Source organism: Bacillus sp. SN1 (assembly GCF_002796895.1).
Taxonomy (GTDB): Bacteria; Bacillota; Bacilli; order Bacillales; family Bacillaceae; genus Bacillus; species Bacillus inaquosorum.
The window spans coordinates 304,803-326,994 of record NZ_PHIE01000001.1; the positions used below are offsets into that span (position 1 = coordinate 304,803).

Annotated in this window: 26 protein-coding genes and 1 other RNA gene; 20 read left to right on the plus strand and 7 right to left on the minus strand. The window is 42.9% G+C overall.

Annotation, left to right across the window (positions count from 1 at the left end; translation table 11 throughout):
* Nucleotides 1-16: 16 nt before the first annotated feature.
* The 5 genes from aspB to CVV77_RS01780 all read left to right on the plus strand — a co-directional run bounded on the left by aspB (nucleotide 17) and on the right by CVV77_RS01780 (nucleotide 4,593).
* Nucleotides 17-1,198 carry an aspartate transaminase AspB gene (gene aspB / locus CVV77_RS01760; protein WP_019258734.1) on the plus strand — a complete coding sequence of 394 codons (1,182 nt, stop codon included), beginning with the start codon at nucleotides 17-19 and terminating at the stop codon, nucleotides 1,196-1,198.
* Nucleotides 1,199-1,339: 141 nt separating this feature from the next.
* The gene (gene asnS / locus CVV77_RS01765) at nucleotides 1,340-2,632 is read left to right on the plus strand and encodes an asparagine--tRNA ligase (RefSeq protein ID WP_029316846.1); all 1,293 of its coding nucleotides are present in this window, start codon (nucleotides 1,340-1,342) and stop codon (nucleotides 2,630-2,632) included.
* A gap of 93 nt (nucleotides 2,633-2,725) precedes the next feature.
* Entirely contained in the window at nucleotides 2,726-3,424 is a 699-nt protein-coding gene (dnaD, locus tag CVV77_RS01770) for a DNA replication protein DnaD (protein ID WP_004398016.1), read from the plus strand.
* An 18-nt stretch (nucleotides 3,425-3,442) separates the two neighbouring features.
* Nucleotides 3,443-4,102: an endonuclease III gene (nth, locus tag CVV77_RS01775; RefSeq protein WP_003225594.1), complete on the plus strand. Its 660-nt coding sequence runs from the start codon at nucleotides 3,443-3,445 to the stop codon at nucleotides 4,100-4,102.
* On the plus strand, nucleotides 4,099-4,593 hold the full coding sequence (locus tag CVV77_RS01780; RefSeq protein ID WP_100274491.1) for a YpoC family protein: 495 nt from the start codon (nucleotides 4,099-4,101) through the stop codon (nucleotides 4,591-4,593). The genes nth and CVV77_RS01780 overlap by 4 nt, the downstream gene beginning before the upstream one ends.
* A 72-nt stretch (nucleotides 4,594-4,665) precedes the next feature.
* Here CVV77_RS01780 and CVV77_RS01785 read toward each other — a convergent pair whose 3' ends face one another.
* Nucleotides 4,666-7,419 carry a transglycosylase domain-containing protein gene (locus tag CVV77_RS01785; protein WP_100274492.1) on the minus strand — a complete coding sequence of 918 codons (2,754 nt, stop codon included), beginning with the start codon at nucleotides 7,417-7,419 and terminating at the stop codon, nucleotides 4,666-4,668.
* A gap of 21 nt (nucleotides 7,420-7,440) precedes the next feature.
* Complete coding sequence (gene recU / locus CVV77_RS01790) at nucleotides 7,441-8,061, minus strand: Holliday junction resolvase RecU (RefSeq protein WP_004398007.1); 621 nt, start codon at nucleotides 8,059-8,061, stop codon at nucleotides 7,441-7,443.
* 40 nt (nucleotides 8,062-8,101) lie between these two features.
* Between recU and CVV77_RS01795 the strand changes: the two genes are divergently transcribed.
* Complete coding sequence (locus tag CVV77_RS01795; RefSeq protein ID WP_100274493.1) at nucleotides 8,102-9,064, plus strand: DUF2515 domain-containing protein; 963 nt, start codon at nucleotides 8,102-8,104, stop codon at nucleotides 9,062-9,064.
* Nucleotides 9,065-9,088: 24 nt separating this feature from the next.
* Here the strand turns inward: CVV77_RS01795 and sspM are convergent, their stop codons facing one another.
* Nucleotides 9,089-9,193, minus strand: a complete 105-nt coding sequence (sspM, locus tag CVV77_RS01800) for an acid-soluble spore protein SspM (protein ID WP_003225606.1) — start codon at nucleotides 9,191-9,193, stop codon at nucleotides 9,089-9,091.
* 198 nt (nucleotides 9,194-9,391) lie between these two features.
* On the opposite strand from sspM, the gene CVV77_RS01805 reads away from it, so the two are divergent.
* Nucleotides 9,392-9,637, plus strand: a complete 246-nt coding sequence (locus CVV77_RS01805) for a DUF5446 family protein (protein WP_004398004.1) — start codon at nucleotides 9,392-9,394, stop codon at nucleotides 9,635-9,637.
* A gap of 45 nt (nucleotides 9,638-9,682) precedes the next feature.
* Nucleotides 9,683-10,054: a YppE family protein gene (locus CVV77_RS01810; RefSeq protein WP_060398888.1), complete on the plus strand. Its 372-nt coding sequence runs from the start codon at nucleotides 9,683-9,685 to the stop codon at nucleotides 10,052-10,054.
* A 38-nt stretch (nucleotides 10,055-10,092) separates the two neighbouring features.
* On the opposite strand, the gene CVV77_RS01815 is transcribed toward CVV77_RS01810, so the two are convergent.
* The gene (locus CVV77_RS01815; RefSeq protein ID WP_003225611.1) at nucleotides 10,093-10,281 is read right to left on the minus strand and encodes a YppF family protein; all 189 of its coding nucleotides are present in this window, start codon (nucleotides 10,279-10,281) and stop codon (nucleotides 10,093-10,095) included.
* Between the two features lie 186 nt (nucleotides 10,282-10,467).
* Here CVV77_RS01815 and CVV77_RS01820 point away from each other — a divergent pair, with 186 nt between their 5' ends.
* Entirely contained in the window at nucleotides 10,468-10,836 is a 369-nt protein-coding gene (locus CVV77_RS01820) for a YppG family protein (protein WP_019258730.1), read from the plus strand.
* A 20-nt stretch (nucleotides 10,837-10,856) separates the two neighbouring features.
* Here the strand turns inward: CVV77_RS01820 and CVV77_RS01825 are convergent, their stop codons facing one another.
* Nucleotides 10,857-11,276 (minus strand): Hsp20/alpha crystallin family protein, encoded by a 420-nt coding sequence (locus tag CVV77_RS01825; RefSeq protein ID WP_019258729.1) that lies wholly within the window; start codon nucleotides 11,274-11,276, stop codon nucleotides 10,857-10,859.
* Nucleotides 11,277-11,413: 137 nt separating this feature from the next.
* Between CVV77_RS01825 and CVV77_RS01830 the strand changes: the two genes are divergently transcribed.
* From CVV77_RS01830 to CVV77_RS01865, 9 genes are all read left to right on the plus strand, one after another.
* Entirely contained in the window at nucleotides 11,414-11,920 is a 507-nt protein-coding gene (locus CVV77_RS01830; RefSeq protein WP_100275124.1) for a PTS sugar transporter subunit IIA, read from the plus strand.
* 101 nt (nucleotides 11,921-12,021) lie between these two features.
* Nucleotides 12,022-14,271, plus strand: coding sequence for an ATP-dependent helicase MrfA (gene mrfA / locus CVV77_RS01835; RefSeq protein WP_100274494.1), 2,250 nt, complete (start codon nucleotides 12,022-12,024; stop codon nucleotides 14,269-14,271).
* Between the two features lie 15 nt (nucleotides 14,272-14,286).
* Nucleotides 14,287-15,540 (plus strand): ribonuclease H-like domain-containing protein, encoded by a 1,254-nt coding sequence (locus tag CVV77_RS01840; protein ID WP_100274495.1) that lies wholly within the window; start codon nucleotides 14,287-14,289, stop codon nucleotides 15,538-15,540.
* A gap of 100 nt (nucleotides 15,541-15,640) precedes the next feature.
* Nucleotides 15,641-15,769 carry a hypothetical protein gene (locus CVV77_RS21935; protein ID WP_003230707.1) on the plus strand — a complete coding sequence of 43 codons (129 nt, stop codon included), beginning with the start codon at nucleotides 15,641-15,643 and terminating at the stop codon, nucleotides 15,767-15,769.
* Between the two features lie 83 nt (nucleotides 15,770-15,852).
* Nucleotides 15,853-16,080: a spore coat protein CotD gene (gene cotD, locus CVV77_RS01845; protein ID WP_080010830.1), complete on the plus strand. Its 228-nt coding sequence runs from the start codon at nucleotides 15,853-15,855 to the stop codon at nucleotides 16,078-16,080.
* Nucleotides 16,081-16,169: 89 nt separating this feature from the next.
* Nucleotides 16,170-16,715 carry an SLOG family protein gene (locus tag CVV77_RS01850; protein WP_100275125.1) on the plus strand — a complete coding sequence of 182 codons (546 nt, stop codon included), beginning with the start codon at nucleotides 16,170-16,172 and terminating at the stop codon, nucleotides 16,713-16,715.
* A 78-nt stretch (nucleotides 16,716-16,793) separates the two neighbouring features.
* Nucleotides 16,794-17,090 (plus strand): cell division regulator GpsB, encoded by a 297-nt coding sequence (gene gpsB, locus CVV77_RS01855; protein WP_003225629.1) that lies wholly within the window; start codon nucleotides 16,794-16,796, stop codon nucleotides 17,088-17,090.
* A gap of 65 nt (nucleotides 17,091-17,155) precedes the next feature.
* Nucleotides 17,156-17,537, plus strand: an RNA gene (rnpB, locus tag CVV77_RS01860) — RNase P RNA component class B.
* A 100-nt stretch (nucleotides 17,538-17,637) separates the two neighbouring features.
* Entirely contained in the window at nucleotides 17,638-18,795 is a 1,158-nt protein-coding gene (locus tag CVV77_RS01865; RefSeq protein WP_100274496.1) for a THUMP domain-containing class I SAM-dependent RNA methyltransferase, read from the plus strand.
* Nucleotides 18,796-18,848: 53 nt separating this feature from the next.
* On the opposite strand, the gene CVV77_RS01870 is transcribed toward CVV77_RS01865, so the two are convergent.
* On the minus strand, nucleotides 18,849-19,001 hold the full coding sequence (locus CVV77_RS01870) for a YpzG family protein (protein ID WP_010327933.1): 153 nt from the start codon (nucleotides 18,999-19,001) through the stop codon (nucleotides 18,849-18,851).
* Nucleotides 19,002-19,163: 162 nt separating this feature from the next.
* Here CVV77_RS01870 and CVV77_RS01875 point away from each other — a divergent pair, with 162 nt between their 5' ends.
* Both CVV77_RS01875 and CVV77_RS01880 read left to right on the plus strand, forming a co-directional pair.
* Nucleotides 19,164-19,355: a hypothetical protein gene (locus tag CVV77_RS01875; RefSeq protein WP_004397973.1), complete on the plus strand. Its 192-nt coding sequence runs from the start codon at nucleotides 19,164-19,166 to the stop codon at nucleotides 19,353-19,355.
* Between the two features lie 103 nt (nucleotides 19,356-19,458).
* The gene (locus CVV77_RS01880; protein WP_100274497.1) at nucleotides 19,459-21,384 is read left to right on the plus strand and encodes an ATP-dependent DNA helicase; all 1,926 of its coding nucleotides are present in this window, start codon (nucleotides 19,459-19,461) and stop codon (nucleotides 21,382-21,384) included.
* A gap of 42 nt (nucleotides 21,385-21,426) precedes the next feature.
* Here the strand turns inward: CVV77_RS01880 and kduD are convergent, their stop codons facing one another.
* Nucleotides 21,427-22,191: a 2-dehydro-3-deoxy-D-gluconate 5-dehydrogenase KduD gene (gene kduD, locus CVV77_RS01885; RefSeq protein ID WP_100274498.1), complete on the minus strand. Its 765-nt coding sequence runs from the start codon at nucleotides 22,189-22,191 to the stop codon at nucleotides 21,427-21,429.
* Between the last annotated feature and the right edge of the window lies 1 nt (nucleotide 22,192).

Below are 22,192 nucleotides of genomic sequence, written 5' to 3' on the forward strand. Positions count from 1 at the left end.
TTAGGGGGAGTTCAAGTTGAAACTGGCAAAAAGAGTATCCGCATTAACACCATCTACCACACTGGCAATCACAGCAAAAGCGAAAGAACTAAAAGCGGCAGGCCATGATGTCATCGGCCTAGGGGCCGGCGAACCAGACTTCAATACACCGCAGCACATTATTGATGCGGCTGTGCGTTCAATGAACGAAGGCCATACGAAGTACACGCCATCAGGTGGTCTGGCTGAACTAAAAAACAGCATTGCTGAGAAATTTAAACGTGACCAGAATATTGAATACAAACCGTCTCAAATTATTGTCTGCACTGGTGCCAAACATGCTCTGTACACCCTTTTCCAAGTGATTTTGGATGAAGGAGATGAAGTCATTATTCCAACGCCTTACTGGGTAAGCTATCCAGAGCAGGTGAAACTCGCTGGCGGAAATCCTGTTTATGTAGAAGGGCTTGAGGAAAATCATTTCAAAATTTCTCCTGAACAGCTGAAAAATGCGATTACAGAAAAAACAAAAGCGATCGTCATTAACTCTCCAAGCAACCCGACTGGTGTCATGTATACGGAAGAAGAGCTGTCTGCGCTTGGTGAAGTGTGCCTTGAACATGACATCCTGATTGTGTCTGACGAAATTTATGAAAAACTTACATACGGCGGAAAGAAACACGTTTCCATAGCACAGCTGTCTGACAGACTGAAAGAGCAAACGGTTATTATTAACGGCGTGTCGAAGTCACACAGTATGACGGGCTGGAGAATCGGTTATGCGGCTGGGTCTGAAGACATTATTAAAGCGATGACTAACCTAGCAAGCCACAGCACATCAAACCCGACATCAATCGCCCAGTACGGAGCAATTGCTGCTTATAACGGGCCTTCTGAGCCGCTGGAAGAAATGAGAGAAGCATTTGAACATAGATTAAACACAATCTATGCAAAGCTCATAGAAATCCCTGGGTTCAGCTGTGTGAAGCCGGAAGGCGCTTTTTACTTGTTCCCGAATGCAAAAGAAGCAGCTCAATCTTGCGGTTTCAAAGATGTAGATGAATTTGTTAAAGCGCTTCTTGAGGAGGAAAAAGTTGCGATTGTTCCTGGATCCGGATTCGGCTCTCCTGATAATGTCCGTCTTTCTTACGCAACATCGTTAGAACTTCTTGAAAAAGCAGTTGAAAGAATCAAACGATTTGTAAAAAAACATAGCTAACAGATCAAAAAGCGGCTGACAGAAAAGCCGCTTTTTATCTGCATTGACCCGGTTAGTTAAGAGCGGGTATAATAAAGTGATGATAATAGAGTTCGGGGCAATGAGCTTCCGAATGTCTTTCTTGTTTTGGAGGGAAATATGTTGAAAACAACAATCAACCAGGTGTACAAGCACGTAGGTGAGGAAGTAACGATCGGAGCTTGGGTCGCTAATAAGCGTTCAAGCGGGAAAATCGCATTTTTACAGCTGCGGGACGGTACCGGCTTTATTCAAGGTGTCGTTGTAAAAGCGGAAGTGGAAGAAAGCATTTTCCAAACAGCTAAATCAGTGACGCAGGAAACGTCACTCTATATAAAAGGGATTGTCAAAGAGGACGAGCGTTCTCCGCTTGGTTATGAACTAGCTGTGACAGGTATTGAAGTCATTCACGAAGCTACTGATTATCCAATTACGCCAAAAGAACACGGTACGGAATTCTTGATGGATCATAGACATTTATGGCTGCGTTCAAAACGCCAGCATGCGATCATGAAAATCCGTAATGAAATCATTCGCGCGACTTACGAATTCTTTAATAACGAAGGCTTCGTAAAAGTGGATCCGCCGATTCTGACTGGAAGCGCACCTGAAGGAACAACAGAGCTCTTTGCGACAAAATATTTTGATGAAGATGCTTACCTGTCTCAAAGCGGTCAGCTCTACATGGAAGCAGCGGCAATGGCTTTAGGAAAAGTATTCTCCTTCGGGCCGACATTCAGAGCGGAAAAGTCTAAAACAAAGCGCCACTTGATCGAATTCTGGATGATCGAACCGGAAATGGCGTTTGTAGAATTTGAAGAAAACCTTCAAGTACAAGAAAATTACGTTTCTTTCATTGTGCAATCTGTTCTTAAGAATTGCAAAATTGAATTAAACACATTAGGAAGAGACACGTCAAAACTTGAGCAAATCAAAGCTCCGTTCCCAAGAATTACGTATGATGAAGCGATTGATTTTCTGAAAGAAAAAGGCTTTGACGATATCGAGTGGGGGGACGACTTCGGAGCACCTCATGAAACAGCGATTGCCGAACACTATGACAAACCGGTTTTCATCACTCGCTATCCGACTTCCTTAAAACCGTTTTATATGCAGCCGGCTTCTGACCGCGAGGATGTCGTGCTTTGTGCTGACCTTATTGCGCCGGAAGGCTATGGGGAAATTATCGGTGGATCTGAACGGATTCACGATATGGAACTTTTGGAAGCGCGTCTTAAAGAACATGGACTGGATTCTGACGCGTATAAATGGTATGCTGAACTTAGAAAATATGGATCAGTTCCTCATTCCGGCTTCGGCCTTGGATTAGAGCGGACAGTAGCTTGGATCAGCGGAGCGCCTCACGTTCGTGAAACCATTCCGTTCCCAAGACTATTAAACCGTCTGTATCCGTAATACATTCAAATGAAACAAAAAAAGAGTCTCCTGCAAGGGAGACTTTTTACAGTAAAGGGGATATCACGATCCTTTACAGTAAGAGGTGTAACGATGAAAAAACATCAATTTATTGATATGCAGGAACAGGGGACGTCAACAATTCCCAATCTTCTGCTCACGCATTATAAACAGCTCGGGCTTAATGAAACAGAACTTATTCTGCTGCTAAAAATTAAAATGCATTTAGAAAAAGGATCTTATTTTCCTACACCGAATCAGCTGCAGGAAGGTATGTCAATTTCTGTTGAGGAATGCACAAACAGATTACGGATGTTTATTCAAAAAGGTTTTCTGTTCATTGAAGAATGCGAAGACCAAAACGGCATCAAATTTGAGAAGTATTCGCTTCAGCCTTTATGGGGGAAGCTGTACGAGTTTATACAGCTTGCACAGAATCAAACACAGGAAAGAAAAGCAGAAGGGGAACAAAAAAGCCTTTATACCATTTTTGAGGAAGAGTTCGCCAGACCACTATCACCTTTGGAGTGTGAAACACTGGCTATCTGGCAGGACCAGGACCAGCATGACGCACAGCTAATTAAACACGCATTAAAAGAGGCTGTACTATCAGGAAAACTCAGTTTCCGCTACATTGACCGGATTTTGTTTGAGTGGAAGAAAAACGGGCTGAAAACTGTGGAGCAGGCAAAAATCCACAGCCAAAAATTCCGGCGGGTACAAGCAAAGCAGAATGAACCGCAAAAAGAGTATAAAAGGCAGGTTCCTTTTTACAATTGGCTTGAACAATAAAGTGAAAAGGTGACAATCGTGTTAAATCTAAAACAAATTGAATTCTGTTTAGACAAAATAGGCGACATGTTTCCCCACGCGGAGTGTGAACTGGTTCATTCCAATCCTTTTGAATTAGTGGTGGCAGTCGCTTTATCTGCGCAATGTACAGATGCACTTGTAAACAGAGTGACCAAAACATTATTTCAAAAATATAAACGGCCGGAAGACTATTTGGCTGTTTCACTGGAAGAGCTTCAGCAAGATATTAAATCAATCGGTTTGTACCGTAATAAAGCGAAAAATATCCAAAAACTGAGCAAAATGATTATTGAAGATTACGGCGGAGAAGTGCCGAGAGACCGTGATGAGCTTGTCAAACTGCCAGGTGTCGGAAGAAAGACCGCCAACGTCGTGGTATCCGTTGCCTTTGGCGTGCCGGCCATCGCCGTGGATACCCATGTGGAGAGAGTCAGCAAGCGTTTGGGAATCTGCCGGTGGAAGGACTCGGTGCTGGAAGTTGAAAAGACGCTGATGCGCAAAGTGCCAAAAGAAGACTGGTCCGTTACGCATCACCGGCTTATTTTCTTCGGCAGATATCATTGTAAGGCGCAGTCTCCCCGCTGTGCGGAATGTCCGCTGCTTTCTCTGTGCAGAGAGGGGCAGAAGAGAGATAAAAAAGGACTGGTGAAACGATGACGCAAGCAAAAGAAGTGTTGGCTTCCTATGAGCAATACTTGTGCAGTCTTGGCCAGATGAGCTCCTCGGATATGAAAGAAGCCTTGCGGATCAACCCCGTGTATATTGATCTCTGCACGGAATTTAAAGGCGTTTTGCCATGGGAGGACAGCGGCAAGTACGTTCCGCATTTATTTGAAGTGTGGGATGACATCAAAGCATCACTTCTCCCAGTCTTTCAAACACGAAAATCGAGATGTGACCAAAACGAAATGCTAAAGGGCATTGTGTGTTTGCTGGCTTCGTTTCACTGGACAGCAGGCGAGCGGGTGAAGTCGCTCGATTGGTTAGAACTGACGAAGAAATCATTTCCCGCAAAGCCGATCAATTGGGCTGAACGAGTGGAGTTTATTCTCCTAAAGCCAACTCAATACCATTGCTTTATTCAGCTTGATGAGCTGTTTACTGAAATGAAAAAGCATTTTTATAAATTTCATGCGATGAATCGATAAAAACCTACCCTTGAAAGGGGAGGTTTTTTCTAAAAGAAAAAAGCCATCACCCTAAAGGTGATGGCTTTTTGTTTAATTTGTTTTTTCAGTTGTTGATGATGAGTTCGTTTGTGTTTTGTCGGTAGTGTCTGTTTTGTTTTTATTTGGATCAGAACCAGATGAATCATTTGTATCTGGGTTCGAATTATCATCCGACGCATCCTGATTGTTGCTATTGTTGTTGCTGTTATTGTTAGATTGGTCTTGGTTACTGTTGTCGGACGGATTGGTGTTCGTGTTGTCTTGTTTTTTGTCTTGATCGTTTGTTGAATCATCTGTCTGATCTTGATCCGTCTGGCTGTCATCTGTTTGAGAATCGTCAGTTTGTGTGTCATCCTGAGTCTTCTCATCATCTTGATTTTCATCATCCGTTTGTTGCTGATCTTCTTTATCTTCGTCGTCTTCAGCTTTCGGCACTTCATAGGATGTGGAAGCTGTACTTTTGCCATCATCACTGACGGCTGTCACTTCGAATTTGTATACAGATCCTGGCTGCACGCCCGAAATGACTGCCTCTTTTGCAGAGCTGTTTTGAATTTCTGAGTAGCTGCCGCCATCAACAGATTGCTTAACAGCAAAGGTCGCATCTCCGTCGTAATTCCAGCTTAATGTCAATGATTGATTGTCTTTATCATATTTCACACTTAAACCAGACAGTTTTTCTGTTTCTTCTTTTTCTTCTTTCTCATATGTTTTAGAAACAGTAGAAGGAGCTGTGCCTTTTACAAAGTACTCTGTGAGCTTTTTATCGCTTGGCGTATTAGGTCCTGCCAGTTTTGCAGGGTTAGAGCCTTTTTCTACAGTGGCTTCCACTACGCTGTCAGGCTTCTCGAATGATCCGCTTCCGTCATCGACATCGGCGATGAGTTGGGCGAACAGACGTTTTGCAACTTGCTGTTCTGTATGATTTAAAGATTTTTTTCCTATCTTATTTTGAGAATCTACACCTGTCCATACAGCAGCGGTATATTGAGGTGTATATCCCACAAACCAAGAATCTGGTACACCGCCTGATGCGATATTGTATTTTTGTATAGTCGCTTCATCAAAGTTTGTTGTACCTGTTTTACCTGCGACTTCTACTCCTGGTACTTGAGCAAGCTGTCCAGTACCGGTCTTAACAGCTGTTTTCAGCATATCTGTAATCATAAAGGCTGTATAGTCACTCATCGCTGACTTTGACTTAGGTGTTAAATCAAGCTTTGTTCCATCGTTGAATTCAATTGACTTCACAAAATGCGGTTCATTATAAGTTCCGTTATTTCCGAATGCACTGTATGCTCCTGCCATAGTCAGTGAAGAGACACCTGGGTTGTCGTCGCCGAATCCTCCGATAGAATACGATTCATACACTTTTTCTTTATTTAATCCGAGCCCCAATCCATTAGCAAAGTCTACTGCCGTATCTTTTCCAACTGCTTGGAATGCTTTTAAAGCCGGAATGTTACGAGATTGGGCAAGTGCTTCACGCATAGACATGAGTCCTTTATACGAGCGGTCAAAGTCACGGATAGGTGTTCCATCTGAATACGTGTAAGCCGAGTCGTCTATTTGCTCGTAAGTAGACCATTTTTTGTTTTCAATAACTGGCCCGTAATCTAAAATTGGTTTAATAGTAGAACCAGGCTGAGTTTTTCCTTGAGTAGCATAGTTGAAGCCGCCAACCGCAGAATCTCTTCCGGCACCAATCGCACGGACTTCTCCGGTTTTTGTATCGAGAAGCGTCACGCCGCCCTGCATGCCTTCAGTAAATCCGGCAGTGTCTCCGTCCATTAATTCATCTAGTTTGTCTTGTGCTTTTGTATCTAATGTCGTATAAATCTTTAATCCGTCAGCAGATGGATCGACATCAGATTTTTCATCAATTTCTTTCATGACTTCTTCAACAAACGCGCTGTATTTGTTTGAACTTGCTTTTTCATATTCCTTCTGTGACACAACGCCTTCGTCTTTCATTGCTACATTTTTCGCTTTGTTATATTGAGAATCAGAAATAAATCCTTGCTTTTTCATCAGACTGAGTACGATGTTCCGTCTTTTTTCCGCTTTATCCGGGTTTTTAACGGGATTGTACGCTGTCGGGCTTTGCGGCATACCCGCAAGTGTCGCAGCTTGTTCTACAGTCAATTTGCTTAAATCTGTGACGCCGAAAAATTCTTCCGCCGCTTTTCCGATTCCGTATGCTCTAGGAGAAAAATAAATCCGGTTTAAATACATTTCTAAAATTTCATCTTTAGAGTAATTGCGCTCCAGCTGAATTGAAAGCCATACTTCCTGCACCTTCCGTTTCAGTGTCTTCTGATGAGAAAGAAGGGAGTTCTTGACGACCTGCTGGGTGATCGTACTTCCGCCTTCAGCTCCGAAGCCGTCTTTAAAGTTGGCAACTAAGGCGCCTCCAATACGGACAGGGTCAATCCCGTGGTGCTCATAAAAACGCGCGTCCTCTGTCGCGATAAAGGCTTCTTTTACAACATCGGGAATTTCATCTATCGAGACGTAGGTCCGTTTTTCGGCACCGACTTCAGCGATTTCTTTTCCATTTTTATCGTAAATTGTTGATGAATAAGGCGTCTTCAATTTGCTTTCGTCTAGTGAAGGCGCATCTGAAACCATAACGGCAAATGTAACGGCACCGCCGACTACGCCTAAAACAAACAGAATGAGTAAAGTGAAAAGAGTCTTTTTAAACAATCCACCTTTTTTTCGTTTCTTGCCTTTTTTCGGTGAAGGACTCGATTTGCTGTTCGCTTTTCGTCGAGCTTCACGGCTGTTAAATTGATCTGACATAACATCTCAACCTTTCGTTAATCAACCTTTCGCACTAGATGATGGCGAAAAATAAAGCTGTTCAATAATACTAATATAATCAATTCTAGGTGCGTATCCAAGAGAAATCGGATACGCCGCTTCCTCTAACTCATCTTTTCGAATTGATTTTCTGCCGTTTTTTTCTTTTCTGTCCCAGAAATAAAACAGCTTATCGGCTTCCAAGAAATAAACCTGGTCGAAAGCGGATATAATAACAAAACAAATACCGTCTTGAGCCTTTACCTGCTTCATATGCTCGATTTGATGGTCATGGAAATTCTGCAGGGGGAAAGAGGTCTTGTTTTTCGTTTCTTTCGCCTCAAAATCAATATACCGCCCTTTGTAAATCCCGTTATAATCTGTTGTCGATGATTGTTTAAAGTAAGCTTCTTTAATCACTGCGGCGCTTCTTTTTGGATAATGGACATTTACAATTTGAACAGGTGTCGGCTTTTTGTGTATGACGGCAATTTGGTTTGTCAGATAATACTTATTCGTTTCGTTTAAGTCATCTTCGAGGGTCATTCCGCGATTACTGTAAGACGGGGCCCTTTTCTGACTGTTTTGGGATGAAACCGAATGTTTCGGCTGAAACGTTTTTCCGTTAGGATACCGAATCACTTTCTCATCCTCCTTATTAAACTATTCATGACGGAAGTGAATGAACGTGCAAGAACAACAGACCATCAGAAAGCTTTTGAGCCGGATTGAGCGGCAGACAAAAGCAACAAACGCAGATAACATTTCAAGAACGAATGCGTATAAAGCATTTTATGACCGTCATCCGGAAATCAAATGGTCGCTCTTGGCATCTTTCGTTTCTCGCAATGCCGGCTGGTCAATGACTGACTTAAAAGGCAGTCTGTTTCAGCTTGGACTCCGTGAGAGACAGCAAAGGTGGTTCTTTTTAGCCTATGAAAGAGCGAACTGGCTCATTTTTTCCGATGCCTATCCGCAGCTTCTTTTGTATCACTGGTCAAAAAAAATCGGGAAACCGCTGTTTCATCATCTGCATGTGTTTGGCGTCTCACAATTTATGACGGAAGAATGGGCCCGTTTTTGGCATGAGCGAAACACGGAGCGGCTGATGTATGCCCTCATTATAAATGAACAAAACACTATCCAAACACCTATTATACAAAATCCTTCGTTTAAAAAGAACGTTTTTGACACGATTCCTTTTTATTTAAGTGACTGGTTTCATTTCAACACCGTTATTTTTCCAGCTGCAGACGGGTTTCTTTACGGCATTTCAGTGAAACGTTTTTCAAAGACAGAGGAAAGGATAAGACTGGGAAAGCAGCTGTCTCAATTGCTGTTTAGTCCGGAATTGTTCTCCTCTTTTTATCACTTTCTGCACACAGTGCCGCATACAGGCTCCCGTTTTGATATGGAAAAAATGATCGGGATTACAAAAAGAACATCTCCTATGCTAAGGACATGCTACCCTGAGTTAATCCACTCATTAGACGGAAAGAAAACAGATTGGTTTCATGGAAAGATAAAGAAAACGTTCTTTAGGCGGGAGGAATTACCGAAGCAGATTGAATTAACAGAATGGTATTTACATAAAAAACGCCAGCTTCATGCGCTTTTTGCGGTGCAGCATTGGCTGAAAAAATAAAGAAGCAAGGGATATCCTTGCTTCTTACGTAGAAGGGCGGTTCGGGCCGCCTAGTTTTTTATCTAAAGAATCGATTGCTTTTGATTCAGTCTTTTTTTGCTGGCCGGCTTTTTTCGGTCTTGTTTTCATACGGCACCTCCTCACAAGTATCGTTTGCATTAAGGGAGAGGATCATACAATTTTTGCGGGTGTTTTTGTCGAAAACTTCAGCTTTTCGTGGAATACGTGTTTGTTTGGCGATTTGCTTCTAGTTTTGTCATGAGGAAGGAAAGAGCCTGAAGAGCAAAGAATGTTAACCAGGAGAGACGAGGAAAGGGAGGTACACGAATGTCCGGTTACGTAAGCAAGACAGATATTCTCCGTATGCTTTCTGATATAGAAGACGAATTAACCCGAGCTGAGCAGAGCCTGAATTATTCTTTAAACGCATTTGAGGCTGAGATGCGGGAAACGGAAAACGAGCGCCTGAGTGTGCTGGAAGAAGAAATCATGGACCTTCATATTTGTATAAATGAGCTGTATCACTCGCCTGAACACAGGTATGCATTTGAAAAGGTATACCGCATCGGCTGAATTTGCGAGCAAAATTTGGTACGATATGCATTGAGGTGAAGGGTGTTGCAATCACAAACATTGCTGGAAATGACCGAGCAGATGATTGAAGCTGCTGAAAAAGGCGCTGATCGATATCAGGAAGGAAAAGACAGTGATCTTTCTTATGATTTTTTTGAGACGATAAAGCCTGCAGTTGAAGAGAATGATGTTCTGGCAGCTCGCTGGGCGCAAGGGGCGCTTGAACTGATAAAAGCCCGCCGCCCGAAATATGTGCATAGAGAGCAGATCGAGACCGCAAAGGATAATTTTCAGGAATTGGTCCTTCAATCATATGTTCATCATATTCATAAAAAACGATTCAAGGATATCACTGAGTCAGTCCTTTACACGTTGCACGCAGTAAAGGATGAAATTGCAAGAGAAGACAGCCGGTAAAGGCTGTCTTCTTTTCGTTTGTTATAGGGGGCCAGACGTTAATTCAGCTCATATGCCGGGCTTTCTGCTCCATTTGCTTCGAGAACCTTCATACTGTTACGAAACTCAGTTGTGCTGAGATGTCCTTGAATATAGAGGAACTTGGCAAAGTCCATCAGTTTATTCATACAGTCTGTTTCATATTTCTTCATTTCTGCAAAACGTTTGCTTAAGTATGATACGTTCATTATGGTGCATCCCCTCTCATCTGTATTGAAGAAATGGTACCATAATGATTCGACTTTTTTCTGTTTTTAAAAAATTTAAACTTTCGACACAATTTGACAAACACGGATCAGGACCTGTGACACAAACAATAGACTTCATTCATACATATATAGAAGAGAAACATGTTGAGTTTGGGGGGAATCGCAATGAACTGGAGTTCTCAAAGCTATCCTCGGCAAATGGGCTATTATTATCCTCAACAAATGCAGGGATATTATCAGCAGGCTGCACCTGGGCAATACTTGCCGCAGCAGCATTATGGGCAGCAGGATTATTATCAGCCGTATGCTCCGATCCATTCTATGCCAATGCAGCCGCCTGTATTTTCCAATCCTTATCCAATCCCAAGGCCTAATCAGCAGCAGCCCTCACAATTTCAAAGTATTATGTCGCAATTCAAAAAAGCCAATGGGCAGTTTGATTTTAATAAAATGATGGATACGACAGGTCAAGTGATGAGTGCAATGAATCAGGTCGGATCTTTAATAAAGGGATTTACTAGCTTTTTCAAATGATAGAAGCATGAATGAATCGCTCATTCATGCTTATTTTTTGGAAAGAAAAGCGTCATTGTCTGCTCGTTCCAAGATGTTTCCATATCTTCTTGGCGAACTTCATAAGGCAGCTGCACCGTTCTCGTCATGGTTGTCAAAGTGGCCTCATATTGCTGTTGCTGTTTTTCTTGAAGTGTGACATGAAGATACCTAGATTTAATATCAACCACGATGTCGCCGTCTCGAAACGTCGACGGAATCGTGATATCGACATACAGCCCTGTATCTCTTTCTCTAAGCTGTATGGTCGTCTGCACATCCTTTAAACTCGAGTTGATCAGGTTCTGAAATCCGTTTAAAAGGTTGCCGAACGCTGAGGATTGAAAAAGATGGTCTATTGCCTGTGTAATGATTTCTTCTTTCTTTTGCAGTTCGTTCTTTTTGTCATCAAAGAATTCCAAATCTGCCACCGCCTTTTTTAACCAGATTATGCGCCTGTGCCAGATGTTGTTATAAATTGAAGCAAAATTGAAAGTGTGGTTAAATAGTGATGAATGAAGGGATAGCGGTTGAAGTGAATGAGAAGGGAGAAAACACATTGCTGAAAAAATTATTCGGAATGGGCAAAACTCAGGAAAAAGTGACAGAAGAGGTTATTTATTCTCCGGCAGACGGTACGGTAATGGACTTGACGGATGTGCCGGACCCTGTTTTTTCACAGAAAATGATGGGTGAAGGAATAGCGGTGGAACCCTCAAACGGGGAAATCGTTTCACCTGCTGAAGGTGAAGTGATTCAGATTTTCCACACCAAACACGCCGTTGGCATTCGGACTCGCTCGGGAATAGAACTGTTAATTCATGTCGGGCTGGAAACGGTCAATATGAACGGAGAAGGGTTTACTGCCCACATTAAAGAAGGGGACAAAGTGAAGGTCGGTGACCCGCTGATTACGTGTGATTTGGAATTAATAAAAGAAAAAGCGAGCAGTACAGTCATCCCGATCGTTATAATGAATGGTGAAGCTGTAGGATCAATTGTGCCGGCAGGCGAAAAAGCTGCGCATAAAGGTAAAACAAAGCTCCTCACAATAAAAGCGAAATAAGCAGGGCGTATGCCTTGCTTTTTTGTTTGATTGTATAAAATTTGCACCTAGCCATGCAAACAAATATTCGGTAAACTGTATTTGACAAAGAGGTGTAAAGTATGAAAAAGAAATCACTAACTGAGCTCATTTCTGAGTTGAAAGGAAATGAAAACGTTGTGAATTGGCATGAAATTGAGCCTCGTGAAGCAAGAACAAGGCCGATGCCTGAAAGTATAGACGAGAGAATAAAGAAAGCCCTTTCGAATAGGGGCATTGATGAACTATATACCCACCAATATTCCGCTTTTCAATGTGTGCAAAAAGGAGAGAGCATCGTTACCGTAACGCCAACCGCATCAGGAAAAACGTTATGCTATAACCTCCCAGTCCTGCAGTCCATCGCCCAAGACGAAACAAACCGGGCGCTATATTTATTTCCGACTAAAGCGCTGGCACAGGACCAAAAGAGCGAGCTAAATGAAATCATTGATGAAATGGGCATTGATATTAAAAGCTTTACATATGACGGGGATACGTCTCCGGCAATCAGACAAAAAGTGAGAAAAGCAGGTCATATTGTCATTACAAACCCCGATATGCTGCATTCTGCCATTCTTCCGCATCATACGAAATGGGTCAGTTTGTTTGAAAACCTTAAGTATATCGTCATCGATGAGCTTCATACGTATCGCGGTGTTTTCGGGAGCCATGTGGCGAATGTGATCCGGCGGCTGAAGCGTATCTGCCGGTTTTACGGAAGTGATCCAATTTTTATTTGCACTTCCGCTACGATTGCCAACCCGAAGGAATTGGGGGAGCAGCTGACGGGCAAACCGATGCGGCTGGTCGATGACAACGGTGCCCCGAGCGGACGGAAGCACTTTGTGTTTTATAATCCGCCAATTGTGAACAAACCGCTGAATATCAGAAAGAGTGCAACAGCAGAAGTGAATGAACTGGCGAAAGAGTTTCTGAAAAACAAAGTGCAGACCATTGTTTTTGCCAGAAGCAGAGTCCGGGTGGAAATTATTTTAAGCCATATTCAAGAGCTTGTGAAAAAAGAGATCGGGACAAAGTCAATCAGAGGCTATCGGGGAGGCTATCTTCCGAAAGAGCGGAGAGAAATCGAAAGAGGGTTAAGAGAAGGCGAGATTTTAGGAGTTGTCAGTACGAATGCCTTAGAGCTTGGTGTTGATATCGGACAGCTGCAAGTATGTGTGATGACGGGTTATCCTGGAAGTGTGGCAAGTGCATGGCAGCAGGCGGGACGAGCCGGCAGAAGACACGGTGAGTCTTTGATTATCATGGTCGCCAATTCAACGCCGATTGACCAATATATTGTGCGCCATCCTGAATACTTCTTTAACCGTTCGCCGGAATCTGCAAGAATCAATCCTGAGAATTTGATTATTTTAGTAGACCACTTAAAGTGTGCGGCTTATGAGCTTCCTTTTAGAGCTGATGAAGAGTTTGGACCGATGGATGTCAGTGACATTCTTGAGTACCTTCAGGAAGAGGCTGTTCTTCACCGCAATGGCGAACGGTATCATTGGGCAAGTGAATCGTTCCCTGCTTCAAATATCAGTTTGCGCTCAGCATCACAAGAAAATGTCGTCATTGTTGATCAGTCAGATATTGCAAATGTAAAGATTATCGGTGAAATGGATCGATTTAGCGCGATGACGCTTTTGCATGATGAAGCGATTTATTTGCATGAAGGGGTTCAATACCAAGTAGAGAAGCTCGATTGGGACCATAAAAAGGCTTATGTCAGGAAAGTCGATGTCGAATATTACACGGATGCCAACCTGGCAGTTCAGCTAAAAGTATTAGAAGTTGATAAAACGACAGAAAACAGCCGTACGTCACTGCACTATGGTGACGTCACTGTCAATGCCCTGCCGACCATTTTTAAAAAAATAAAAATGACCACTTTCGAAAATATTGGCTCTGGTCCTATTCATTTGCCGGAAGAAGAACTGCATACAAGTGCAGCTTGGCTCGAAATCAAAACAGCAGACGAAGACATCGGGGAAAAGACGCTGGAACAGCTGCTTCTTGGCATTTCGAATGTGCTGCAGCATATTGTCCCTGTGTATATCATGTGTGACCGAAACGATGTGCATGTCGTTTCTCAAATCAAAGCAGCCCATACCGGATTGCCGACCATATTTTTATATGATCATTATCCGGGCGGTATCGGTTTGGTGGAGGAAGTCTTCAAACGGTTTGCAGATATTAATGAAGCTGCGAAACAGCTGATTAAACAATGTCCCTGCCATGACGGCTGTCCGTCTTGTATAGGTACCGAAATAGACGGGATAAAAGCAAAGGAAAGAATTTTGCAGCTGTTGGATCAAATGTCGTAAGGAGGGAGGTCAGATATGTCATTAAAAGGGAAGCTCCAGCGAATGAAAAAGCATATGGTGCTTGATGAAGGGGAACATAAAATAGAAGCATGTAAACAAGAAAACAAACCCGTTGAAAACCTTGCTGAAATTCCGTTTTTAGAAGAGTGGGAGGCTTTTGGCATGAAGCCTTTTTTCTTCGAAGATGAATACTGCCTCATCAGGGAAGTAGAATATCCGCTTCCTCACCGCCATGGGTTGTACAGTTTTTCTGAGCTTGATGAAGTGATCACATTGTGGAATCAAAGCAGCCTGTCGCATACGTTGTCAGCAAAAGGGTATAAGAAAAACAGCCTCTTTTTCTTTGATACAGAAACAACCGGTCTTGGAGGCGGAGCCGGAAATACTATTTTTTTGCTTGGTCATGCGAGAGTATATGAAGACCGAGTGACAGTCAAACAGCATCTATTGCCCAAACCGGGGAATGAAGTCGCCTTGTATCAAAGCTTTTTAAGCGAGGTTGACATTACATCACTTGTTACGTACAACGGAAAAGCCTTCGATTGGCCGCAGGTGAAAACAAGGCACACATTGATCCGCGACAGACTTCCTAAGCTCCCGGAGTTCGGCCACTTTGACCTTCTGCATGGGGCAAGACGCCTGTGGAAACACAAAATGGACCGTGTATCACTTGGCACGGTTGAAAAAGAGGAGCTCGGCATCCGCAGACAAGAAGATACACCGGGCTATTTGGCGCCAATGCTTTACTTTCATTTTATCAAGGCGCAAGAGCCGGATCTTCTAAAAGGTGTCCTGCATCATAATGAAATGGATGTGCTATCGCTCATTTCATTGTACATTCATATGTCTAAAAAAATTCTTTCAGAATCACATGCGCCAAAAGAGCACAGAGAAGCTTATGCAATGGCGAAATGGTTTATGGCCCATAAAGAAACGGATCAGGCGGTCAAACAGCTTGAAACGCTTAAAGAAAAGCCGTTTGAGGATCAGGACAGAGCGCTGCTCGATTTATCGCTCCTGTACAAGAAACAAAACCGGTTGGCAGAAGCAGTGCCGCTTTGGGAAAAGCTGTCCCGCTCCCAAAACCAGAAGTGCAGATATGATGCTGTGATAGAGCTTGCGAAATATTTTGAGCATAAGGAAAAAGCGTTCGGGAAAGCATTGCATATAACTGAACAGTTACTTAGCGATGTGGCATTCTTATCAGAAAAAGAAACAGAAAAACTGCATGTGAGAATCGCCCGGCTGAAGAGGAAATATTCCTCTTAAATATTCCCCGGGAAAGCGCAAAAGACGACTTGTTTCGCCATGAATTTTTTTTGCTGAATTCACATCGATTTTGTTGTAGAATAGCGGCGAATCCTGTAAAATGACGTTAGTTATTTTTAAAGGGAGAGTTGGTATGTATAAGGGTGTTTTTTACTTGTTCTTTGTTGTGGTATTTTTGATTGCTTTTGTGTTTTCAAACTTTAAAGACAGCTTAATTGCACACTTTTAAAATAGGTCTTTGTATTAGAACATGTACCCCTAATTTTTCATAGCTTAGTATTGTAATAAAGTTTATGGAAAGGGGATTTTATCATGCATCACTGCAGACCGCATATGGTGGCGCCAATTGTCCATCCTACTCATTGCTGTGAACACCATACGTTTTCGAAGACTATCGTGCCGCACATTCATCCACAGCATACAACAAACGTAAACCACCAGCATTTTCAGCACGTTCACTACTTTCCACACACTTTCTCAAATGTTGATCCGGCTACGCATCAGCATTTTCAAGCAGGAAAACCTTGCTGCGACTACTAGTATGGAAAACGTGCAGCTTGATGGTGTAAACAATGCAGCACATCAAATGGGGCCCAACGGGAGCCCCATTTTTTAAAGCAGGTGAAATGATGAAAGTATTGGCAATAACGGGCTATAAACCGTTTGAACTCGGGATATTTAAACAGGATGACAAGGCGCTGTATTACATAAAAAAAGCCATTAAGAACCGGCTGATTGCTTTTTTGGATGAAGGATTAGAATGGATTTTAATTTCAGGTCAGCTTGGGGCGGAACTATGGGCGGCCGAAGCTGCATATGATTTGCAGGAAGAATACCCTGATTTAAAGGTAGCTGTCATCACGCCATTTTACGAGCAGGAAAAGAACTGGAAAGAACCGAATAAGGAACTGTATGAAGCAGTTCTGGCTCAGGCAGACTATGAAGCAAGCCTGACTCACCGTCCGTATGAAAGCCCGCTTCAATTTAAACAAAAAAATCAGTTCTTCATTGATAAGTCCGACGGGCTTCTGCTTTTATATGATCCGGAAAAGGAAGGCTCCCCTAAGTATATGCTTGGGACAGCGGTAAAAAGGCGAGAACAGGATGGCTATCCCATCTACTTTATTACAATGGATGATCTGAGAGTGACAGTAGAGGAAGACAGCTACTTGTAACAAAGAAAGAGAAATTTGACAACCGTACAGATTTCTGAAAAAATATAAGGTGATGATTCACGATACGAGGTGAAAAAGATGCTTGCTGATAAAGTAAAGCTTTCTGCGAAAGAAATTTTGGAAAAAGAATTTAAAACAGGCGTTAGAGGCTACAAGCAAGAAGACGTTGACAAATTTTTAGATATGATTATTAAGGATTATGAAACCTTCCATCAAGAAATCGAAGAACTGCAGCAGGAAAATCTGCAGCTGAAAAAGCAGCTTGAAGAAGCCAGCAAAAAACAGCCTGTGCAATCTAACACAACCAACTTTGATATTTTAAAACGGCTGTCTAACTTAGAAAAACACGTGTTTGGCAGCAAGCTTTATGATTGATCGCGCTTGAAAAAAATGGCGCTTGTAAATTGCAATCAGTTGTTATATAATAATTCATGTTCTTAACGTTCGGGTAATCGCTGCAGATCTTGAATCTGTAGAGGAAAGTCCATGCTCGCACGGTGCTGAGATGCCCGTAGTGTTCGTGCCTAGCGAAGTCATAAGCTAGGGCAGCCTTGATAGGCTGACGGCAGGAAAAAAGCCTACGTCCTTTGGATATGGCTGAGTATCCTTGAAAGTGCCACAGTGACGAAGTCTCACTAGAAATGGTGAGGGTGGAACGCGGTAAACCCCTCGAGCGAGAAACCCAAATTTTGGTAGGGGAACCTTCTTGACGGAATTCAACGGAGAGAAGGACAGAATGCTTTCTGTAGATAGATGATTGCCGCCTGAGTACGAGGTGATGAGCCGTTTGCAGTACGACGGAACAAAACATGGCTTACAGAACGTTAGACCACTTACATTTAAAACGATGAAAACAAGCTCTCCCGTATAAGGAGAGCTTTTATCTTGAGAAAAGAAAAGTTTTAAAAGACAGGGTGATACGATGAAGAAGTATACACTAATTGCAACGGCGCCAATGGGTATTGAAGCTGTTGTCGCAAAGGAAGTACGAGATTTAGGATACGAATGCAAGGTTGATAACGGAAAAGTTATTTTTGAAGGTGACGCGCTTGCCATTTGCCGCGCGAACCTTTGGCTTAGAACAGCCGACCGCATAAAGGTACAGGTTGCTTCTTTTAAAGCGAAAACATTTGATGAACTATTTGAAAAAACGAAAGCGATTAACTGGCGCTCATTTATACCTGAAAACGGGAAATTCCCTGTCATCGGGAAATCGGTGAAATCAACACTAGCAAGCGTTCCTGACTGTCAGCGGATCGTCAAAAAAGCAATTGTCGAAAAGCTCAAGCTCCAGTCAGGCAAAGCCAATGACTGGATTGAAGAAACAGGTGCCGAGTATAAGGTGGAAATTTCTTTATTAAAAGATCAAGCAATTATTACACTGGATTCGTCGGGGACAGGCCTCCACAAACGAGGATATCGTGTCGATCAGGGCGGCGCGCCGATTAAAGAAACACTTGCTGCCGCTTTAGTGCAATTAACCAATTGGACCCCGGACCGTCCATTTGCCGATCCTTTCTGCGGTTCCGGAACGATCGCGATTGAAGCCGCGTTAATCGGCCAAAACATCGCCCCTGGATTTAACCGCGATTTTGTCTCAGAGGATTGGGAATGGATCGGTAAAGATCTGTGGGACAAAGCACGGCTTGAAGTCGAAGAAAAGGCCAACTATGACCAGCCGCTTACGATTTTCGCAAGCGACATAGACCACCGCATGGTTCAAATCGCAAAAGAGAATGCAGAGGAAGCAGGCTTGGGAGATTTAATCGAATTTAAGCAGATGCAGGTCAAGGACTTTACGACAAATCTGGAGTTTGGCGTAATTGTCGGCAACCCGCCATACGGAGAGCGTCTCGGTGAGAAAAAAGCCGTTGAGCAGATGTACAAAGAAATGGGACAGGCGTTCGAACCGCTTGATACCTGGTCTGTGTATATGCTGACATCAAACGAGAATTTTGAGGAAGCTTACGGCAGAAAAGCGACGAAGAAACGAAAGCTCTTTAACGGATTTATTAAAACGGATTATTATCAATACTGGTCAAAAGTAAGACCGCAGCGCAAGAAAACAGAAAACGCATAAAAAAGAAGACGCTCTGCATGCGTCTTCTTTCATCTTTCAGCCATATTCTATCGTTACCAACGGTGAGCTTTCGCGTTGCTTCTCAATATAATGTTGGTTTGGGACATTTCAGTGTGACCGTTTACTTGAGACTTAGAACGTTTAGGCCGCGTCCAATTGTGATGAAACAGTTCAGAATGCTGATCTAATCGATTTCTATAACTCATGTCAACATCACTCCCTGATAGAATATTGTTGATAAGACGGATAATCCGGGTACGGAATATCGAATGTAGTTTGTGCATGTTTCGGTAATAACATGCGGAAAGCATGTATATAAAATGAAAAGTTCGCATACAATGATGATTATTTCCATCAGAGGTGATCTCATGCTAAACAGCGAACATTTTAATCTTATCCAAAGGGCGCTTGACGCAACAGCAAACGAGCTGAAGGAGCTCGGGGCTGATTCGTCTCCGTCTGTGATGTCGCATGCGCAAAATGATTTAGAAAAAGCGGTGGAACATATTTATTCAACAGACCATCCTTTTTTATCGTCGCATGTGATCAATCGAAAGTAAGCTGCAAAAAAACTTGGCATTGCCAAGTTTTTTTATTGTATTCATCAGTAGGAAATGATATTATTGATGGTCTGAATGTCGAATAGTTGGGGGTTGGAACTAGGTGACAACATCACGTTTACCTTTTTCTTTAACGAAAACAAAGAATTTTTATGAAGAATTGAACAATTGGATTGGTGACGTGTTTTACGATATCCTTCCCGAAAAAGGGTTTGATCTTCGGGATGAGCAAGTATTTATGGCTTTTCAGCTGGAGCGGGCGTTTAAAGAGAAAAAAGTCATGTTTGCCGAAGCTGGAGTGGGAACGGGGAAAACGCTGGTTTATCTTCTTTTCGCGATCAGCTATGCAAGATATGTCGGCAAACCAGCCATTATTGCTTGTGCTGATGAAACATTAATCGAACAGCTTGTGAAAAAAGAGGGCGATATTTCGAAGCTGGCGGAACATTTGGATCTGAAAATAGATACAAGGCTTTCGAAGTCACATGAGCAATATTTATGCTTGAAGAAGCTTGAAAAAACAATGCAGCGCTCTGATGATGATAAATGGCTGGATCTTTATGAGTCATTACCGTCATTTGTCCATGAATCACAGGCGATGCAGCGCTTTTATCCGTATGGCGACCGTAAGCAGTACGCAAATCTATCGAATGAACAATGGTCTGAAGTAAGCTACGACTCGTTTCAGGATTGTCTGACTTGTGATATGAGACACAGATGCGGTTTGACGCTTTCCAGAGATTATTACCGAAAGTCTACAGACTTGATCATTTGTTCCCATGATTTTTATATGGAGCATGTGTGGACGGAAGAGTCACGCAAACGAGAGGGCCAGCTGCCGCTGCTGCCTGATCATAGTGCGGTTGTATTTGATGAAGGGCATCTGTTAGAGTTTGCCGCACAAAAAGCGTTAACCTACAGAGTGAAGCAGTCTACTCTAGAATTGTTTTTAGAACGTTTGCTTCAAAATGACATCAGAGAAGAGTTTGCTGAACTGATTGAAGATGCGCTTGCTGCGAACGACGAATTTTTCTATGTTCTTTCTGAAGAATCAAAAGAAGTAGCCGGTTCACACCGTCTAGAAATAAAAAATGACCAGCGTGTCAAAAAGGCGGCGGACGAGCTTTGCCGTTTGCTCGATAAAATCGGGGAGGCTCTCGTGTTCGAGTCTGAGATGTACACGATTGATCAATACGAGCTGTCAGTTGTGGAAGAATATGTTGAACAAATGGCGTATTCATTATCTCTATATCAAAAGGATGCGATCAGCTGGCTGGAGAAAAAGGAAGCAGAATCAACCTTTGTTGTAATGCCAAGAACGGTAGCAGAAGTGCTAGGCGAAAAAGTATTTTCAAAGAAAATTCCTTACATCTTCTCGTCTGCTACGCTGTCAGAAGGCGGTTCGTTTGATTATATAGCCGACAGTCTCGGGATTCATGATTATTTGTCGTTAACCGTTGATTCTCCTTATGATTATGACGAGCAAATGACCGTTAATCTATATGCAAAAACAGAGATGGCCGCTGAACAAAAAACGGCTGAAACGATTGAAACGATCAAGCGTTATAAAGGCAGAACGCTGGTACTTTTCCCTTCTTTTGAGGAATTAAAGGAGTTTAAGCAGCTGTCGGCGGCCTGGGAGCTGCCGTATCCGATTTTCTTTGAAGGTGATGAAGAAATCAGCAGCTTAGTGGAGAAATTCCAAGAGGAAGAGGAAACAGTACTCTGTTCGGTTCACTTATGGGAAGGACTCGATATTCCTGGTGACGCATTGAAGAATGTTACCATTTGGTCATTGCCCTTCCCGCCTCATGATCCTGTATTTACAGCGAAACGCAACGGGGCGAAAAAAGATCCGTTCGAAGAAGTTGATCTGCCATATATGTTATTACGCGTGCGGCAGGGCATCGGGCGTCTGATTCGTTCGAATCAAGACAGCGGCTCGATTCACATTTACGCTGGCGGAGAAAATCAACGCATTATTGATGAGGTCAAAAAGGTACTTCCTGTTGAACCGCATATGATGTAATAGAAAAAAGCTGACGATCGTGTTCGTCAGCTTTTTTATTTGTCAGCGGGATAGCCATCCGCCGTCTACTGCTAAAATATGTCCATTTACATAATCTGAAGCACGTGATGCCAAAAAGACTGCAGTCCCGCTGATATCATCCGATTTGCCCCACCGTCCGGCAGGGATTCTCTTTAAAATGTCTTCATTTCGCTTTTCATCGTCCTGAATAGGCTTTGTATTGGCTGTAGAAATATAGCCCGGGGCGATTGCGTTCACCTGAACGCCGGACGCTGCCCACTCATTTGCAAATGATTTAGTCAAACCGGCAACAGCGTGTTTGCTCGCTGTATATGCGGGAACAAGGATACCGCCTTGAAAAGACAGAAGAGAGGCGATATTAATAATCTTTCCATAACCTCTTTTCAGCATGTGTCCGCCTGCCAGCTGTGTCAGAATAAACAAGCTGTTTAGGTTGACATTCAGTACGTGATGCCAGTTCTCTTCTGGGAAATGTTCCGCTTTTTCCCGGTGAATAATGCCGGCATTATTGACAAGGATGTCGACCTGCCGGTTTTCGAACAGCTCAGCTGCAGTACCCTTTATCGCTTCCGGCTTGCTCATATCCATTGTAAAAGACGTAAACGTTCGGCCTTCCTGTTCGACAAGCTGCTGTGTTTCAGACAGACTGCTTTTATGTGATGTGCCGATAATATCAGCGCCAGCCCCAGCAAGTGCTTTGGCAATTCCTTGACCGATTCCCGTTCCCGGTCCCGTTACCAGCGCTGTTTTTCCTTCTAATGAAAAGGCATCATGTAGATAACTCATC

What these genes read in the sequence shown, in the direction of transcription:
- sspM (WP_003225606.1), bottom strand. Translation starts at nt 9,193, where the DNA reads ATGAAAACAAGACCGAAAAAAGCCGGCCAGCAAAAAAAGACTGAATCA.
- gpsB (WP_003225629.1), top strand. Translation starts at nt 16,794, where the DNA reads ATGCTTGCTGATAAAGTAAAGCTTTCTGCGAAAGAAATTTTGGAAAAA.
- CVV77_RS01820 (WP_019258730.1), top strand. Translation starts at nt 10,468, where the DNA reads ATGAACTGGAGTTCTCAAAGCTATCCTCGGCAAATGGGCTATTATTAT.
- CVV77_RS01780 (WP_100274491.1), top strand. Translation starts at nt 4,099, where the DNA reads ATGACGCAAGCAAAAGAAGTGTTGGCTTCCTATGAGCAATACTTGTGC.
- CVV77_RS01840 (WP_100274495.1), top strand. Translation starts at nt 14,287, where the DNA reads ATGTCATTAAAAGGGAAGCTCCAGCGAATGAAAAAGCATATGGTGCTT.
- CVV77_RS01870 (WP_010327933.1), bottom strand. Translation starts at nt 19,001, where the DNA reads ATGAGTTATAGAAATCGATTAGATCAGCATTCTGAACTGTTTCATCAC.
- CVV77_RS01875 (WP_004397973.1), top strand. Translation starts at nt 19,164, where the DNA reads ATGCTAAACAGCGAACATTTTAATCTTATCCAAAGGGCGCTTGACGCA.
- CVV77_RS01850 (WP_100275125.1), top strand. Translation starts at nt 16,170, where the DNA reads ATGAAAGTATTGGCAATAACGGGCTATAAACCGTTTGAACTCGGGATA.
- CVV77_RS01865 (WP_100274496.1), top strand. Translation starts at nt 17,638, where the DNA reads ATGAAGAAGTATACACTAATTGCAACGGCGCCAATGGGTATTGAAGCT.
- CVV77_RS01805 (WP_004398004.1), top strand. Translation starts at nt 9,392, where the DNA reads ATGTCCGGTTACGTAAGCAAGACAGATATTCTCCGTATGCTTTCTGAT.
- CVV77_RS01795 (WP_100274493.1), top strand. Translation starts at nt 8,102, where the DNA reads ATGAACGTGCAAGAACAACAGACCATCAGAAAGCTTTTGAGCCGGATT.
- CVV77_RS21935 (WP_003230707.1), top strand. Translation starts at nt 15,641, where the DNA reads ATGACGTTAGTTATTTTTAAAGGGAGAGTTGGTATGTATAAGGGTGTT.
- dnaD (WP_004398016.1), top strand. Translation starts at nt 2,726, where the DNA reads ATGAAAAAACATCAATTTATTGATATGCAGGAACAGGGGACGTCAACA.
- cotD (WP_080010830.1), top strand. Translation starts at nt 15,853, where the DNA reads ATGCATCACTGCAGACCGCATATGGTGGCGCCAATTGTCCATCCTACT.
- kduD (WP_100274498.1), bottom strand. Translation starts at nt 22,191, where the DNA reads ATGAGTTATCTACATGATGCCTTTTCATTAGAAGGAAAAACAGCGCTG.
- CVV77_RS01785 (WP_100274492.1), bottom strand. Translation starts at nt 7,419, where the DNA reads ATGTCAGATCAATTTAACAGCCGTGAAGCTCGACGAAAAGCGAACAGC.
- mrfA (WP_100274494.1), top strand. Translation starts at nt 12,022, where the DNA reads ATGAAAAAGAAATCACTAACTGAGCTCATTTCTGAGTTGAAAGGAAAT.
- CVV77_RS01815 (WP_003225611.1), bottom strand. Translation starts at nt 10,281, where the DNA reads ATGAACGTATCATACTTAAGCAAACGTTTTGCAGAAATGAAGAAATAT.